Below are 14,129 nucleotides of genomic sequence, written 5' to 3'. Positions count from 1 at the left end.
CGACGAGCACCGAGCGCAACTGCTCGTTCACTAGCCTACAAACTCAGGATAGAAGGCCTATAGACGATGCAGCCCCCAAGTTGTTGCCATTAAATTCATTTCCTCCGATGACAAGTGACTACGAATGCTCAGCGTCCGAGGTTGTAAAACAAGGATCGCTTAATTAATTTCAGAGCTTAGGCGCCATAATTTATCTCAACCCCTAAGCCCTGGCCGATCAATCGATCAACTAAAGTAGGTTAACCTGCGTCACTCCGCGTCACTATTAATTTCCTCCTCGTCACTAGCCACATCTGAAAGGTTTAAAAGGGGTTCACAACCTGTAAGATTCATTACTGCATCAGCAATCAAGCCCGCCCGATGCCAGATGAAACCTTCAGAATTCGCCTCGCTGATGTTTTTGAGGCACTCAGCATCCAAATAATGTTCAGCTAGGTTAGGGCCAGCCTCTGTCACAACATTAAAATTCTTTGAAGGCTCAACGACAATCGAGATATTCAAATCCTCAATTCCCTTTGGCGCAATCTTCCCGAAAAGCCTAGCATTTTTTTCTGACAAGATTTCTAAATCTAGATTTTTACCCGTAACGGTATGCTCCGGGCGCCTAGAGATTAATAATAGAGAAAATGCAATACTGCTCGCATTCTTTAAGTTAAACTTATCATATATTAAATTACCAATATTTATCTGGCTTTTCTTATACAGGAACGAGCTCGCCCCTTGGGAAAAGTCTCTTACGCTAACTAGCTCCCGCGAGATATCTCCAGTACTGGCCCCACCAAAATAAAGGGTAGCAGACGTAAACCAGAACCAACTTTTTATCTCTGCTAACTTATCATCAGAAGGACATGGATCGAGCCTGAAAATCTCTACCAAGAAAGTAAAAAATAGTCCATAAGGAAGGTAGTTAGCATCACGAATTAAAAGTTCTGACCTAAGCCATGCAACTGACTTAAGAATCGCAGCACTGCAGCTATCAGAGGCTGATTTTAGCGCCTCAGGCGTTAACGCCCGGAGTTTTTGAATGTCATCTTTGTTGACACCAAATCCAGCAGAGGCTGCAATTGATCGAAGGATCATCTGCCCTGAAAGCCCAGAAAAACCAGTCTCTATACACTTCGACTGTATTGATTTTATCTCATAAGAAAGATCAAAGCCGTTACTCCATGTAGCAGCCATCATCAAGTCGACAATAGTTAACTTACGACCAGTACTATTTATACGCTCAAAGATCGGGGCAACCTGTTCGATAGACATATCCCCGATTTTGACAACTGCTATTTTGTAATCCTTAATGATTCGAAGGAGTCGCTCTGCCCTTTCAGTGTATAGTAAATGCTTTTCATGATGAGCAAACTTCATGCATTGCTTAATAAACTTATGAGTTTCAAGCAATTGATTTAACGGGTACGTTGATATGCTTTCAGCACCTTTAGGATGCACAAACTCTTCAGTCTCTAGGTCAAAATGGATATTCCAGATACTATTTAGACCTGAGCCTTCCCAATACAAAGCACCGCAAATAGTTGTCAACCTTTGCTGACCATCCAGAAGATAGCTCGTTGGATAGACAGTGGACTCTTCATCGACCTTCAGACCTGCAATTTCGCGTTCGCTTTTCAAACGCTGCGAGCTATTCCACAATAGCAAGCTTCCTACCGGATACCCCTTGTAGATACTATCTAGGAGTTGAAGCATGTCACTGCGCCGCCACACGAAAGAGCGCTGGAATTTTGGTAGTTTTATATCGCCAGACTTAACAAGCATTGCAAGCTCTTCGAGCCTGTAAACTTCAGGCCTCGGCTCTCTCTGAGACATTACGCCACCCCTCCATTATTTGCCTTAAAGATAGTCAGGTGCGAAGGGTGCAAAAGGCTCCTCGGCGGCAAGTTCTGCAGTATATCGTAATGGTGCAGCAACTTACCCATTTTAGGATACCCTAACTCCATTTTCTCTCTGCCGGGAAGCTCAATCTTCGTTATGGAATTATAGAACAAACATAACAATTCTGGCTCAGAAAGCTGCGAGCGTACATACTTGGCATACCGCGGACGTTCTGAGTCATCGATAAGTGGTGACTCCCGAACGAATCGCAATGTGTGATAAAGGTTTCTGAAATAGTGGGAATATTTGTCCACATGCAACTCTGCAGCTTTAGTGTAGGCTTGCCGGATTTTATTTTCTTGAAGAGTTATTGAGTCATCCAAATAATTCTCAAGACCAGCAACCCCTCCCTCCAAAACCGTCTGCAGATTGGCAACATCTGCAGCATCCAGCTTGACAGCGGCCCCTTCTAGAATAACTCTGGAATCTTTTATGCGCCGAATTTCTTCCCGATCTAGTTTTTGCAAAGCCGGAAAGCATTGAAAATCCGGATCGGACAATATGATACGAGAGTGGAACGAGCGGAATGCTTCCCGGCCAAGAGACTCAGTATCAGATAGCTTTGAGGTTATATCATTATGTAACGTGAGCAGCTGAAAAAAGGTGCTATCGAAACGCTGCTTATTAGAATCCTTCAACTGCTCTTCCAACATTTTTTTTGTTTGCTTAATCTCACGATTCTGCATAAATATAGTAAAAATAATACCAGCAAAGGCGAATCCTGCGAACAGCGCGTTCACTGCTCCAAATTTATCACCGAATTGACCTCTAGCCTCGACCGACTTCTCTAAATTCTCACCTATTACGTGGGTATCTATCCAATACCAAGCACCCGACCAAATTAAAAGCACCACAAGTAAAATTAGAAGTAATTTTGAAACATCTCCAAAAAATGACGGCTCTTTTGATCGTATTTTAGAGGGGGGCGGAGTCTGGCTCATATTATCCTGTCACATTTGCAGAGCATAAGGATGAGTCGCATCGTACGGGAGAACGTGCGATTAAGCTCATGATACTATTTTGACGTTTCATCGCCACCCTTTTGAGCCGAAACATCGGCATTTTCTCTACACCCACCAAATTCAGGTGAGCTGAGACCAAAGCGGCATCTCGTGACTAGGCAAGCCGAGACGCTCAAAGAGAGAAGAAAAGTAATACCTATGTAAAATTGAAAGCGGATCTTTCAAAGCCCCATACCCAATGCGGGTAATTGAGACTCGGCGCTGGAGAAAACTCCGAGGCTTTGCCATCACTTCGCACGCCGTAGGCCATGTCGCCCTACGCCTGGTCATCAACCACCCAAAGCGCAAACGCGAGCCTGATTGGCAACCCTTGCTCCTGATTGCACCACTCGACTATGGTACCTGCTTTTTTACAGGTCTTGCTGAGTGTGGAAAGCAATTCTCGCATCAAGGCTCACGCTGTTCATCGTTCAGGGACGGATTCCTGCACCGCCAGATGCTGAGCTTTTACGACGAAATAGCAACCATCGGGTGCCTGTGGATACATAAAGAAGGTCTCGTAGGCTCATACGTTTACGGAAAACCAAAACATCAGTGCACTTGCATTACATCAGAGCGAGTGCTGCCCAGCTCACGCCTCCTCTGCCTCGGCTTCGGCCTGGAACACCTCGATGAGTTTTTGGTTGTAGTCGTCGAGGTAAGTCTGTAGACATTCGCGATCGACCAGTCGCACCGCCGCCGTAGCTGCCAATTCCTTGGCTGACTTGGTGAAGTAGGAGTTGGTGACAACCATCGCCTCATCGCAGCCATAGAACGCTTTGGCAGAGATGGCTTGCTGCACTGCAGCGTTGCCTACAGAGCCGCTGTAGTTTTTGGCTTGGATTACCATCGTCTTACCGAATCGGCTTACGAACAGATCCGCGCCCTGATCAGCGGTCTTCTGTGTCTCTCGGACGTCGTAACCGATGGTTTGGAAAATCTCGACCAGGAACGCCTCAAACTGGAATCCATCCATCGCATCGACCAGGTACATGGTGATGAAGCGATTTGGGTTGAAATGCTCAAGCTGGCTTCCCAATCGCTCAACCAGGATGTCGAAGTAGATTTCTTCGCAAAGGCCCAATCCAAACTGGAAAGCCTGAAGCGGGAGCAACGGAACGCCGGTCGTGGTGGCAGCCTGAGGGTTGAATTGCAGACCCGGGAAGGAAGCATCGCTCTCCCACAGGTAGTAGTAAAACAACGCTAGGTCAGCTCGGAAAGTCGTACCAGCTTCTTCGATCCACGACCTCAGCGAGCTGGCCAGGTCGGATCGGATGTGACGAGTGACCTCGCGAGAAAAGCCGGCGTACACAGAATTGAACGCGGTCGTGAGGAGTAGTTTGTCTAGCAAGGTAGGTAGTTGCTCGAGCTCGTCGAACCCCCTCCGAATCAAAACCTCCCTGAAAAGCTCACGTTCGGAGTAAACGCCATTCATCCGCGCGCCTGGCACCGCTGCATCATCTCCACCTCCCCCTACAGGATCGCGGGTGGTGTGAATGAAGTTGGTGAAATACGGCTGTTTCAGCTCTGCGTACTTTCTGAGAACGCTGTTCAGCAGCTCATTGAGCTGAGCCTGTTCCTTCTTCTTGCCCCAGATGTCTTTCAGAAATCCCTTCGACTGGTACTGAAAATCGGGATAGAACGACGGGTCAAGCGGCGTCATACCTTGCTGAACAAGCTGAGCCTGGGAGGCAGGCTCTGAAGCCCCGCATTGGGGGCAGTGGGCCTCAAAGGTCGAGCGATGACAATGATTGCATTGATAGATCACGATAAATCGTCCCTGTGTCTTTAGCCTTGCGCGGCCACCCGCTCTGCTTGCTGAATTGCCGGCTTGGGCAATGCCATGCGAAGGCTTTCACGATACTGCTCCGCCGGCGCCTCATGGGTGACCTCGACGACCGCATCATAATTTTCCCGGATGATCCTCTCGATCTCAGCAATGTCAGCTCGGAAGAATTCTTTGCGCCCGTTGACCTTGTTGAGGCGACCAGAAGCGAAGTGGTCGTGGAGCTTTGCTTCCAACGCGGGCGCATTGTTCGAGAACACCATCGCATGCACGTCGAACCAGAATGGCACCGATGCGTCACCCAGCTCATCGACTCGATCCATTGGCTCAAGGCGGCGTGTCATACCAATCTTGTAAATGCCCTCGCCGAATGCGCCGAGGTAAGAGATCACATACACATACCCGGCTTTGGCATTCTGCTCGCGATAATCTATGAGCTTCTCTTCGCTCTCAAGCTCGGCTCGACCGGCCTCAACCTCGGCCAGCTTCACTAGCAGCGCTGAACGCTCCTCATCAGATTGCACTTGCTCAAGGCGGGCCTGGAGATCACGCATTGCGGTGGTGAAGTGCTTACGCTCCTTGGCGATTTTCTCTCGCGCCGCGCGAATCTCTTGCTCGAGCTTCTGCTGCTCTCGAAGCTTCTCTCGGGCGCGTTTTGCCTCTTCCTTTTCTTCTTGCTTCTTGATCTGGAATTCATGAGCAAGGTGCAGCTCATCGAGCGTGAGATCCAGGTAGATACCAGAAATCTCTACGCTCATAACCTTGCCCAGCCGATTGCAGGCTTCGTACGATTTGAGGATTCGTTTCTCGCCGAGCTCGACGTTGTCAAACTTCACGTTGGCTACGCAGGCATCGGCCTCGTTGTTGAACGAGCGGATCACCAGCTTGATCATATCGTTCACAAGCTTGCGGCCTTGGGCCTGGCTGTTGTTCACCGTCCAGTTCATGTTGCCGGTGGCTGCCTGCCCATTCTTGATCAGGATTTTCTGACGATCACGGACGTTATCCAGTCGAGCCTTGTATTCCTGGCTGCTGGTTAGCTTGAACTTAGGCTCATATAGGGCAAAGCTTTCCAGGAGCAGCGTCTCTTCCCAGACCAGTATCTGTCCCTGCAGATCAGTCGAGCGCTGTGCGAGAGCAGCCAACTCCCTCTGCGCACGTTGGGTCTCCTCGCGTATGCCCGAGAGCCTGGATTGCTCTTGCGCAATCAGCTGCTGGATATTCACTACGTCCATGGCACCGATCTTCGTAACGAGCTCTTGCAGTTGCGAATGCTGCAGCTGAAGCTCCGCAAGCTGTGCTTCAAGAGCTTCAGCGCGCTGTCGGTGAGCTGGGCCTTTCAGATAGTCACTAAACGACATGGGTTCCTTCCTCGGTATGAGTCGAATGCATAGACCGGAGAGCACCAGGTAGATATCTGAACGCTCTACAGCGAATCACCGTGCAAGACCCAAACGGCTCTAGCTCATTGCACCTCTTCCCTGCTGCGAATGAGCGTAACCGGAGTGGAATTAGAAAGCCATCACGAAGGCGGCAAGGGTGAAGGTGTTAACAAGCGTCCGGTGGTGCGGGTATCAAGCTGATGCTTTGCCTGCCGCAACTCTAACTCTGCCTGGCGAAGCTCGTTTTTAATGCCCGTCCACATCAAAACCAATGTCGCGATTTTTTCGCGAGGGGCAGTCAACTCCTCCCCCATCACGACCAGCTCGTTTTCAAGCAAAAGACACTGCTGCTCCAGCAGCTCCTCACGTGAAAAGAAAGCGAAGCGGTCGTCGTCGGTCTCATCTGAGTGATTCATAGCGCTCGCCACCATCAAGAGTACAAATGTTCTCCTATCGAGCTTAGCGAGCTATACTGTACGCATAAACAGTCTTTCGACCGAATGGCGCCCACCCTCCCGCCGCCTAGCCCGGCTGGTATCGAAGCTTACGAGGTGAACAGCGGTTGCGGTGTTAAGGTCACTGAGGAAAGTCATACGGAGGAGCCGTACATGTCACTGAAGTCATCATTCGCCATCGTCCTGCGGGCACTTCGCTGCAAGCGCAACCTCTCGCAGCGCGACTTTGGTGATACGAGTCGGACGTTCCTGTCCAAATTGGAAGGCGCTCGATCAAGTCTGACGCTGGACAAGCTCGAACAGGTGAGCCAGCGTCTTGAGTTGAGCTCCTTGACGTTGCTGACACTCACTTTGAGCCAGGAGTCTGGCAAATCCGCAGTCGAACTCATCGACGACCTCCGCTCGGAGATTGAAGGCCTGGAACGCGATGGGGGTGTACCGGGTTTGGATCACGCCACCCATTGCACACCTGCCCGCAAGCTTCGTAAACACCAAGCCTCCCTTGCCCTCCAAACACAGATCTGCTTTCAAGCTTCCTGAACTACAGACAGCATTCGAGCAGCCGCTCGTTGGAAGTGACATGAACTCAATCGAGCTCGGGCTTCGATGGTGATGAGATCGTTGGCCACGGTTCATCACCGCTCCAAGTTTCTTCCAGAATGGTTCTGAACACACCACTGAGCCCAGGGTGCTTACCCGTTGCTTGGAGCTCTTGAACGAGCGCCTGCAGATCCCTGGCCTCTTGGGCCGTTAGGATCAAGTCGCAATAGTGCAGCCCTTCTGTAGCTTTTGTGAGCTGAGCCTTATGGTCTTCGCGCATGAAAAACCCTCTATGTGCTCAGGCTTCGGCCCGTTTGCCTGCGAAGCTGAAGAGCATGCAAACCGATCTACGACTGCGCAAGCAGCCAGGCGCGGCTCGGGAAGCCTACCTCTGTTCCGGCATAGCCTGTGTAGAGCATTCCACCCGATCTCATCTCAAAAAAAATTGGGGCGGCTCTAAACTTGAGTACAAAACAAAGCTAGCCGGCCTGAAGGCCGGAGAAGGCGACTAATTACCGAGTCTCCCAAACCATAGTCAGTCAATCAAGGCGCGAGGACAAGATTGCTGATCAAGAAGCAGCCAGTAATTATAGGGGATAACTAAAGGCCAGCGATGGAAGTGGTGGAAGCGGTAGGAGCAGCGCCGGATACGGTGAGGGCCCCTAGCACACTGCTTTTTTTGACTACAAAATATATACTCCGTCTCGAAAAAAAAATTTCAAGGGGGTGTTTTGAAATTATTTTTCGTGAGCCCTTTTCTAATCCCCTGTCACCTACACAAAAATGCCTGCTCTGCTGGGCGAACCAGCTCTAGCCGCACACGACGAGGCATCGCTCACATCCCGCCTTGGCGGGCTAAAAGGCTGCAGACCGATGGCGAATTTCGAAACCGGCATCGAGTCAACGCGCCCCTAAGCTTGCGGCGCATGCAGTCACTGATCGTCTTGAGCCTCTGCTACCCGCCCTTCCGAAAGTAGACTCGCGATCCTGCATAGCCAGCGGGGTTACGCATGAGGTGCCGCAAGTGGGCTGGGCTCAGCAGACAAGACCTCGTTCCCAGCCATAAAAAAGCCCCCAACCGGAGGCTCCTTCATCTCATTCCCACTTACTTTGATACCCAGCTCTCCACTTCGTCAGGGCCGTACTCTGACTTCCACTCTTTCAGCTGGCGATGATTCCCGCCCTTAGTTTCGATGACTTCGCCGGAGTGTGGGTTCTTGTACAGCTTGACCTGACGCGCACGACGAGGGGCCTTTTCAGCGGCGGCCGGAGCAGCGGCACGGCGGTTGGCCTGTGGATCCAGGATGTTGATGATGTCACGCAGGCTGTAACCGTATTTGTTCAGCAGATCACGCAGTTTGGTCTCAAATTCGATTTCTGCCTGCAACTCGGAGGAGCCTTTCATAGCTTCCAGTTCGGCCAATTGTGCGGCCAATGTTTGCTCGAGCTTACGGTATTCTGCGAGACGTGACATAGATATTTCCTCAAAAACCGGATGAAATTAGTGGGTTACTGTAAACCATTTTCAGCTCGCTCTACTTAAATTTTGAGTATGCATAGCCGCTCTTGTTCAATCGAATCAGCAATGCGAATAGCCGAGCCTGGCGGGCGATGGAAGAGCTGCTTCGCTCCCGGTGAACATGAATGCCTGTCTCGCCTACACCACCGCATGAACCAAGGTCGAGAGTTGCCGGTCAATCTGTAACAGAAGATTGAAACGGGTGGAATACAGTGAATGGTTTCATTTGATCTGCAAAGGATGCTCATTGGCGAGTTCCCGCTGACCTTCCTCTTGGAGGTCGCCCTCCGCGTTTCAGCGGCGTTTCTAGCCGTGTTCTTCTTTCTGAAATTCAGTGGTCGACGTGGAATCAGGCAGCTGTCCCGGTTCGAGCTCGTGGTAATTCTCACCTTGGGTTCAGCCGCAGGCGATGTGACCTTCTACGAAGATGTACCCCTCCTCCCGGTTGCACTGGTTTTCCTCACGCTATTGCTGCTCTATCGCGGAACCGTCTACATGATGAGGCGCAGCAGAACATGCGAGGCATGGATCGATGGGTTACCGATCACGGTCGTAAAGGACGGAATGTACGAGATCCATTCACTGCGGAACTTGAACATCTCGTCGAACGAGCTGTTCATGGAGCTGCGCCAACAAGGTGTAGAACATCTCGGCCAGGTGCGCCTGGGCTTATTGGAGACGGATGGCGACCTCAGCTTGTATTTTTACAACCCTGAGGACACGCGTCCGGGCCTGTCAGTCCTGCCAGTTGAACACCGTCCAGAGTACCAGGCGCCGCCCAACGCGGGCCTACACTGTTGCGTCAGCTGCGGCTTCCCGAGCTTCCTTGAACCTCTGGACTCGGCCGTCTGTGAACGCTGCGGACACAACGTCTGGTCACCTGCATTGGATACGTTACGCAACCGCTAGACCACCTCCACTTAGGTGCGCGTGGGCTGGGCAGGCCTTCCTAACATCTTGTGGACATTGGCGACCAAGTCATCCATGGCGAATGGCTTGATCAACACTGCTGATGTATCCCGCCATACGTCATCTTCAAACACCGAGGGGCTCGCGTACCCAGTCATGAAAATGACTGGCAGGCCTTCACGGGCTTGTCGTCCAAACGTTGCCATCTGCCGCCCGTCGAACCCACCGGGCAGGCCTATATCGGTCACCAGCAGATCGATGCGTGTATCGGAGGCCAGCAGCTGCAGGCCAGCCTGGCTGTCAGTAGCCTCGATAACCGTGCACCCCAAACCACTGAGAACGTCACTGACGAACAAACGTACTGATGGCTCGTCATCGACTATCAGTACAGTGCGGTCTGACCATTGGGGTGAAAAATCGCAAAGGCTCTCCGCGCTGCCAGTGGGCTCTGGCTTTCCCAGAGAAGTTGGCAGAGAAAGGTGAACCCTCGTACCTACCTTTTCCTCTGAAAAAATCCTGACCTGTCCTCCCGACTGCTTGGCAAATCCGTAAACCATCGACAATCCCAGTCCAGTGCCTTCACCCGTGGACTTGGTAGTGAAGAACGGTTCACAAGCTTTCAACAACGTTTCGGGAGACATGCCCATACCATTGTCGATTACGCTAATCGTCAGGTACGAACCAGCCTTCAGCTCCGAATCCAAATCGGGGCCTTCCTCAAGTGTCACGTTGGCTGTCGTGATTATGATCTTGCCAGCCTTTTTGCCGATGGTATCCCGCGCGTTGATACAAAGGTTCAGCAGTGAGTTCTCGACCTGCACGGGGTCAACCAGGCAGGTGGCAGCATCTGCCGTAAATTCGACCTGTAGGTGAATCGACGGCCCTACGGTACGTTGTATGAGATCCGTCAGGCCACCTATCAAATCATTGATGTCCGTACGGATGGGCTGCAATGGCTGACGGCGTGAAAAAGCCAGCAACCGGTGAGTGAGTGCTGCCGCTTTATGGGCCGCCTGGTGCGCGATTTCTAGGTAGCGTTCGACGTCCGCCGAGCGCCCTTCCCTTCCCCGCAGTTTGGCCAAATCCAGACTGCCTGTGATGCCTGCCAGGAGATTATTGAAGTCGTGAGCGATGCCCCCGGTGAGCTGACCTATCGCTTCCATTTTCTGCGCTTGGCGCAGTGCTTCCTGTGCGGCCTCGCGTTGGGCTACGGCTTCGCTGACGCGATCCTCCAGCGTCCGGTTCAAGTTCAAAAGCGCCGCCTCGGCCTCTTTTCGAGCGGAGACATCGATTGAGGAACCAATAAGCCCTATGACCTCCCCAGCCTCATCAAGGAGAGGGGCTTTTACGGACAGCCACGTAGTCGCAGAGCCGTCTGGCATATCGATCCGCTCTTCGATCTGGACAGCCTTGCCGCCACGCATGACCTCCTGGTCGGTTTGCATCACCTGGCGTGCCTGGGCCTTGTCTTCCAGGAACTCAAGATCAGTTTTCCCCAGATAAAATTCTGGAGGCTTACCGATCAGTTCTGTCGCCCCATGGTTCGCAATGAGGACTCTACCCTCCAGGTCTTTCGCATAGACAACACCCGGTACTGCGGCTGTGAAGGTGCGCAACAGCGCCGACACACGATCCCGCTCGACCTCTGCAGCCCTCCGTGACTCGATGTCCATGAGCACGCCTGGAAAACGTACAGCCTGCCCCTGGGCATCGAGTTCGGCATGTCCGTTGGCTTCGATCCAGTGATAGTGACCGGCATCGTTGCGAACTCGATATTCACAGCGAAACGTGCCGCCACGCGACATCGCACCTTCAATCTCCCGAGAAACGCGCTCACGATCTTCTGGATAGATCGATGTGAAGGCTTCAGCTATTGGGATACCCGCTTCACACTTCTGGGCAGGAATACCAAAAGACCGAGAGAAGCGTTCGTCTGCCGTAACCCGGTCGTTCGGAATATCCCAGACCCAAGTACCGACAACTGAAGCGGCCTCCAGAACGAGGCGCAGCTTCTCTGAAGGGTCGTCCTCAAACGTCTCGCTCACAGACTGACGATCTGCCGCCTGGGGCGTCGGGGATTGCTGAAACCCATCTTTGTCCATCACTCACCTCTGTCACTGCCTCCAGATCATAGCTATGAAGGCTGAGGGTTTCCGTTAAACGCCATCAGACGATGTGATACATCGTCCCGCGATTCACGGACGAGGTTGTAGATCAAGGTGTACAGAGACTTTTACCCGAGCGCAACGACTCATTCCTACCAGAAGCTGAATCAATTCCGTCACAGATGAGTTTGCGGCCTAGTGACTTCGGCACGCTCGAAGTGCGCTGTGGCTTCCCGGATAACATTTCAACGGTTGTCGAGTAAAGGCCATCGAAGGTCAACAGCCATTGGGAAAACGCATCCCTTGCTATTGTCGACCGATAGGAAGGCCGCTTGCTAATGGCCTTTCACTGCGGGCCCGCCAAGGGCGTGCAGCTGGTAGTCGGTGACCGCCTGGAAACGATGTTCAGCCATCAACCGAAGGCGCTCCAGCTCCGCTCCAATTACCCCATCAGCTTGGGCTTGGTGGTACAGCTTGAGTGCTTCCACAGCCTCGGCGTACAGAGGGTGGTCGGGCATGAGCACCATGCTCAGATCTTTTTTCACAATCTCTCCCTTTCGCCATGGCTATCCCTCACGACGCCGTGCCACCAAGGCGTGTATTCGGCCTACCACTGCTGATCCGCTTGGACGGAGTGGGCGTACATCAAAGCTTCGTCCGCAAGCTCCAGCATATCGGCCAAGGTTCCAGAGTCCACGGCATGCGTATCACGTAGCGCATAAGCGTGATGCAGAAGCTCCCTGTGATGTTTCTTCGGCGCGAGGAGCAGTGCCCGGGTGTCGTTGAGCAGCTGCCGCCACTCTTGGATCGACATTACGGGCAGGTTGGTGCCTGTCATGGCGGCATTCTCTATTGCTGTATATGCGTACAGTATTCTGAAAATGCTCGGCTGCATAGGTACTTCGGACGAAATACGCCTGCGATGGGAACAGATCAGTCGCTGGAACGAGGTAGGTTTTCGCTGGCAGTGGCGATGGCTGGCCCAGATGGAGAGCTTGTTCCTGGTGACGTAACTCCACGCCGCAATGAATGTGGGGTCGAGATTTGTCACGCTTCGATGGCACCCGATTTCGACGTGTTATCTTTGGGCTATCACCCAAGGAGCGGAATCATGGATCAGATTACCCAGCTCGACGACAGCATCGAGTGTGTGTCACGTATCGCGGACGAGCTTGAGCAGCAGGTAGCTCCCTGCCCCGCATCCCGGTTGAGGTTGATCACCTGGGTCACCGATTGGGTAAGTAGTCCGTCAAGGTTGGACGAGATTGAGCAGGGTTTGCCAAGCATCCCACAAAACCTAGTTTCGGCTTACACAGCCTGGGTTCACTCAAACCGTGGGTGATAGCCCGTCGCGTCCAATAGTCTTCACGGCTTTTTCACATGCAGTGTGGGAACGTTAGCTATCCCTACGTGTGATAGAAGCTCCCTTGCCCGCCTAGCAGCGGGCTTTCTTTTGTCCGCAATTTGTCACTGCCTTCGCAGCGCCCTTTATCGCGCAATACGTTGCGCTTCACGACCTTTCGCGCCCCCGGTCAGCTAATACAAAAGAAAAGGGAGCCAGCCGATTCCGCACGGCGTCCGAAGTAAACACAGGTTCTCTGTGTGAACCCACGAGGTGCGAGATCATGGCAAACGATCAAGACAAGACCGGTCAGCAAGGCGGCACCGCTCAAAACAATCCCGGTGGCTTCGAGAACGATCCACAACGGCCATCTGAGCCAGGGCAAAGAGGCGGACAGATGCCGGGCGGGCAGTTCGACATGGACAGGCAACGTGAATTCCAAGGTGGTGGCCTGGGCTCAATCGGCAGCCAGCAAGGTGATCAACAGGGAGCAGGTGGTGCAGCCCATCAAGGCGGTACGGGCGGACATACCACTGGGCCTAAGTCCGACAATGACCACAGCGACATTGATGAAGCCTCGCAAGCGGTACAGGACGAGGATAGCGGCATGACTGAAGACAACCGCTAAGTTTGCTCAGGGCCAGGGAAAATGGAAACCCTGGCCTTGCTCAGGTGCTACAGCCCTCTTTACTGTATACAGTCAAGAGCTCATCGACCCGCGTTGTGAAGCTCTGGCTTATCATCTCCCGCCGCATACCCAAGCACGCTTGCCAAACGCATCGTCCCCCTCACCACTTGGTGCTCACAGCATCGAGCACGCTCATAAGTTTCTCACTCACCACCGGCTGTTTTAGGCTTTGCGTGTGCTTGCTAGGTCTGTAGGCTGCAGAAATCCTTTCTGATTACTTCCTACAGGAGGCAAACCTTGTCTAATGATCCGATCTGTGTAGTGTTTATACCGCCTCTGATTGCCGTGCTTAAGGCAGCGGAGGATCGCAAAGGGTCACCGCTCACTGAGGATGAGGTGCTTGGGATTAGAGATGGTGCAACCGCAACCGCAGTGCCCTTCAGTACCGCTTTAGCGTTAGACAGTGAGCGGGGTTATGAAGATATCGTGCCAGAGGAATGCTGGGTAGAATGGCAGCGAGTCCGCTCATCACTCTGGCAACAATCCTAGTCACACCACGACTCAGCCTTGCCTCACGA

At 52.5% G+C, this 14,129-nt stretch carries 15 protein-coding genes; 4 read left to right on the top strand and 11 right to left on the bottom strand.

Annotated features, from left to right (window positions below):
* Nucleotides 1-249: 249 nt before the first annotated feature.
* The 5 genes from BGP85_RS11820 to BGP85_RS11800 all read right to left on the bottom strand — a co-directional run bounded on the left by BGP85_RS11820 (nucleotide 250) and on the right by BGP85_RS11800 (nucleotide 6,469).
* Complete coding sequence (locus BGP85_RS11820; protein WP_181004486.1) at nucleotides 250-1,767, bottom strand: DUF262 domain-containing protein; 1,518 nt, start codon at nucleotides 1,765-1,767, stop codon at nucleotides 250-252.
* A gap of 50 nt (nucleotides 1,768-1,817) precedes the next feature.
* Nucleotides 1,818-2,825, bottom strand: coding sequence for a putative phage abortive infection protein (locus BGP85_RS11815; protein ID WP_103447316.1), 1,008 nt, complete (start codon nucleotides 2,823-2,825; stop codon nucleotides 1,818-1,820).
* A gap of 652 nt (nucleotides 2,826-3,477) precedes the next feature.
* Nucleotides 3,478-4,653, bottom strand: a complete 1,176-nt coding sequence (locus BGP85_RS11810) for a restriction endonuclease (RefSeq protein ID WP_103447315.1) — start codon at nucleotides 4,651-4,653, stop codon at nucleotides 3,478-3,480.
* Nucleotides 4,654-4,673: 20 nt separating this feature from the next.
* Entirely contained in the window at nucleotides 4,674-6,032 is a 1,359-nt protein-coding gene (locus BGP85_RS11805; protein WP_103447314.1) for a DUF4041 domain-containing protein, read from the bottom strand.
* 161 nt (nucleotides 6,033-6,193) lie between these two features.
* Complete coding sequence (locus BGP85_RS11800; protein WP_103448256.1) at nucleotides 6,194-6,469, bottom strand: hypothetical protein; 276 nt, start codon at nucleotides 6,467-6,469, stop codon at nucleotides 6,194-6,196.
* Nucleotides 6,470-6,661: 192 nt separating this feature from the next.
* Between BGP85_RS11800 and BGP85_RS11795 the strand changes: the two genes are divergently transcribed.
* On the top strand, nucleotides 6,662-7,048 hold the full coding sequence (locus BGP85_RS11795; RefSeq protein ID WP_103447313.1) for a helix-turn-helix domain-containing protein: 387 nt from the start codon (nucleotides 6,662-6,664) through the stop codon (nucleotides 7,046-7,048).
* Between the two features lie 46 nt (nucleotides 7,049-7,094).
* Here BGP85_RS11795 and BGP85_RS11790 read toward each other — a convergent pair whose 3' ends face one another.
* Together BGP85_RS11790 and BGP85_RS11785 are read right to left on the bottom strand one after the other, a co-directional pair.
* On the bottom strand, nucleotides 7,095-7,328 hold the full coding sequence (locus tag BGP85_RS11790; RefSeq protein ID WP_103447312.1) for a hypothetical protein: 234 nt from the start codon (nucleotides 7,326-7,328) through the stop codon (nucleotides 7,095-7,097).
* Between the two features lie 825 nt (nucleotides 7,329-8,153).
* Nucleotides 8,154-8,522, bottom strand: a complete 369-nt coding sequence (locus tag BGP85_RS11785) for a histone-like nucleoid-structuring protein, MvaT/MvaU family (RefSeq protein WP_103447311.1) — start codon at nucleotides 8,520-8,522, stop codon at nucleotides 8,154-8,156.
* Nucleotides 8,523-8,783: 261 nt separating this feature from the next.
* On the opposite strand from BGP85_RS11785, the gene BGP85_RS11780 reads away from it, so the two are divergent.
* On the top strand, nucleotides 8,784-9,476 hold the full coding sequence (locus tag BGP85_RS11780; RefSeq protein ID WP_103447310.1) for a DUF421 domain-containing protein: 693 nt from the start codon (nucleotides 8,784-8,786) through the stop codon (nucleotides 9,474-9,476).
* 11 nt (nucleotides 9,477-9,487) lie between these two features.
* Here BGP85_RS11780 and BGP85_RS11775 read toward each other — a convergent pair whose 3' ends face one another.
* From BGP85_RS11775 to BGP85_RS11765, 3 genes are all read right to left on the bottom strand, one after another.
* Nucleotides 9,488-11,578 (bottom strand): hybrid sensor histidine kinase/response regulator, encoded by a 2,091-nt coding sequence (locus tag BGP85_RS11775; RefSeq protein ID WP_103447309.1) that lies wholly within the window; start codon nucleotides 11,576-11,578, stop codon nucleotides 9,488-9,490.
* Between the two features lie 338 nt (nucleotides 11,579-11,916).
* On the bottom strand, nucleotides 11,917-12,126 hold the full coding sequence (locus BGP85_RS11770) for a hypothetical protein (protein WP_103447308.1): 210 nt from the start codon (nucleotides 12,124-12,126) through the stop codon (nucleotides 11,917-11,919).
* A 62-nt stretch (nucleotides 12,127-12,188) separates the two neighbouring features.
* Nucleotides 12,189-12,419: a hypothetical protein gene (locus tag BGP85_RS11765; protein WP_103447307.1), complete on the bottom strand. Its 231-nt coding sequence runs from the start codon at nucleotides 12,417-12,419 to the stop codon at nucleotides 12,189-12,191.
* A gap of 787 nt (nucleotides 12,420-13,206) precedes the next feature.
* Between BGP85_RS11765 and BGP85_RS11755 the strand changes: the two genes are divergently transcribed.
* Entirely contained in the window at nucleotides 13,207-13,551 is a 345-nt protein-coding gene (locus BGP85_RS11755) for a con-10 family general stress protein (RefSeq protein WP_103447305.1), read from the top strand.
* Between the two features lie 40 nt (nucleotides 13,552-13,591).
* Here the strand turns inward: BGP85_RS11755 and BGP85_RS29240 are convergent, their stop codons facing one another.
* Nucleotides 13,592-13,678: a DUF4113 domain-containing protein gene (locus BGP85_RS29240; RefSeq protein ID WP_258035886.1), complete on the bottom strand. Its 87-nt coding sequence runs from the start codon at nucleotides 13,676-13,678 to the stop codon at nucleotides 13,592-13,594.
* Nucleotides 13,679-13,848: 170 nt separating this feature from the next.
* Between BGP85_RS29240 and BGP85_RS29235 the strand changes: the two genes are divergently transcribed.
* Complete coding sequence (locus BGP85_RS29235) at nucleotides 13,849-14,100, top strand: hypothetical protein (RefSeq protein WP_103447304.1); 252 nt, start codon at nucleotides 13,849-13,851, stop codon at nucleotides 14,098-14,100.
* Nucleotides 14,101-14,129: the final 29 nt, after the last annotated feature.

The organism is Pseudomonas putida (genome assembly GCF_002906855.1).
In the GTDB taxonomy this organism is placed as follows: Bacteria; Pseudomonadota; Gammaproteobacteria; order Pseudomonadales; family Pseudomonadaceae; genus Aquipseudomonas; species Aquipseudomonas putida_N.
The sequence above is the reverse complement of the archived record's forward strand: the minus strand, read 5'-3'. Positions and strand labels throughout refer to the sequence as shown.

What these genes read in the sequence shown, in the direction of transcription:
- BGP85_RS11795 (WP_103447313.1), top strand. Translation starts at nt 6,662, where the DNA reads ATGTCACTGAAGTCATCATTCGCCATCGTCCTGCGGGCACTTCGCTGC.
- BGP85_RS11815 (WP_103447316.1), bottom strand. Translation starts at nt 2,825, where the DNA reads ATGAGCCAGACTCCGCCCCCCTCTAAAATACGATCAAAAGAGCCGTCA.
- BGP85_RS11765 (WP_103447307.1), bottom strand. Translation starts at nt 12,419, where the DNA reads ATGACAGGCACCAACCTGCCCGTAATGTCGATCCAAGAGTGGCGGCAG.
- BGP85_RS11755 (WP_103447305.1), top strand. Translation starts at nt 13,207, where the DNA reads ATGGCAAACGATCAAGACAAGACCGGTCAGCAAGGCGGCACCGCTCAA.
- BGP85_RS11805 (WP_103447314.1), bottom strand. Translation starts at nt 6,032, where the DNA reads ATGTCGTTTAGTGACTATCTGAAAGGCCCAGCTCACCGACAGCGCGCT.
- BGP85_RS11775 (WP_103447309.1), bottom strand. Translation starts at nt 11,578, where the DNA reads ATGGACAAAGATGGGTTTCAGCAATCCCCGACGCCCCAGGCGGCAGAT.
- BGP85_RS11790 (WP_103447312.1), bottom strand. Translation starts at nt 7,328, where the DNA reads ATGCGCGAAGACCATAAGGCTCAGCTCACAAAAGCTACAGAAGGGCTG.
- BGP85_RS29240 (WP_258035886.1), bottom strand. Translation starts at nt 13,678, where the DNA reads ATGCGGCGGGAGATGATAAGCCAGAGCTTCACAACGCGGGTCGATGAG.
- BGP85_RS11780 (WP_103447310.1), top strand. Translation starts at nt 8,784, where the DNA reads ATGGTTTCATTTGATCTGCAAAGGATGCTCATTGGCGAGTTCCCGCTG.
- BGP85_RS11820 (WP_181004486.1), bottom strand. Translation starts at nt 1,767, where the DNA reads ATGCTTGTTAAGTCTGGCGATATAAAACTACCAAAATTCCAGCGCTCT.
- BGP85_RS11785 (WP_103447311.1), bottom strand. Translation starts at nt 8,522, where the DNA reads ATGTCACGTCTCGCAGAATACCGTAAGCTCGAGCAAACATTGGCCGCA.
- BGP85_RS11800 (WP_103448256.1), bottom strand. Translation starts at nt 6,469, where the DNA reads ATGAATCACTCAGATGAGACCGACGACGACCGCTTCGCTTTCTTTTCA.